Source organism: Caballeronia choica, from assembly GCF_001544535.1.
GTDB lineage: Bacteria > Pseudomonadota > Gammaproteobacteria > Burkholderiales > Burkholderiaceae > Caballeronia > Caballeronia choica.
Window position 1 is genome coordinate 1 of record NZ_FCON02000625.1, and the last position, 553, is coordinate 553.

Annotated in this window: 1 protein-coding gene and 1 pseudogene; both read left to right on the forward strand. The window is 67.6% G+C overall.

All coding sequences use genetic code 11. The annotated features are described in order from the left end of the window. Nucleotides 1-152: pseudogene (locus AWB68_RS51275) on the forward strand (type II toxin-antitoxin system Phd/YefM family antitoxin); the annotation flags it as partial. Beyond that, nucleotides 149-538, forward strand: coding sequence for a type II toxin-antitoxin system VapC family toxin (locus AWB68_RS46040; protein WP_087650537.1), 390 nt, complete (start codon nucleotides 149-151; stop codon nucleotides 536-538). The pseudogene AWB68_RS51275 and the gene AWB68_RS46040, both read left to right, overlap by 4 nt. Nucleotides 539-553 lie beyond the last annotated feature (15 nt).

Sequence of the window (553 nt, forward strand, 5' to 3'; positions counted from 1 at the left end):
TGGTGCCGTTTGCCGCGCCCCGGCGCGTCGGCGCCGCCCGGCACCTGCTCGCGGGCCTCCACATCCCGGCCACGATCGAGGCGTTCAACGCCGGCGATGACGCGATCGCCGCGGACTTCGACGCAAGCGCCAGGCAAGAGCTCGCGCCGTGAGGGTGCTGCTCGATACGCATATCGCGCTGTGGGCGGCCGAAGGTGCCGCGCAGCTCTCATCGGCGGCCATCGACCTGATCGAGGATCCGGCCAATATATTACTGGTGAGCGCCGCAGCGGTCTGGGAGATCGCGATCAAGCATGCGAAGGGCAACCTGCGCGTGCATCCGCGTGATGCCCGCTCGGCGTTTCGGCTGGCGGGCTTTGGGGAGCTGCCGATCGCTGGGGAGCACGCAGAGGCGGTCGCCGCGCTGCCGGTTCACGACGACCACGCCGATCCGTTCGATCGCATCATGATCGCGCAGGCGTTGCACGAAGGGATCGCGCTGTTGAGCGCGGATCCGAAGGTCTGGCGCTATCACCCGACCCTGATGATTCGCGCGTGATGCCATGAGTGAATC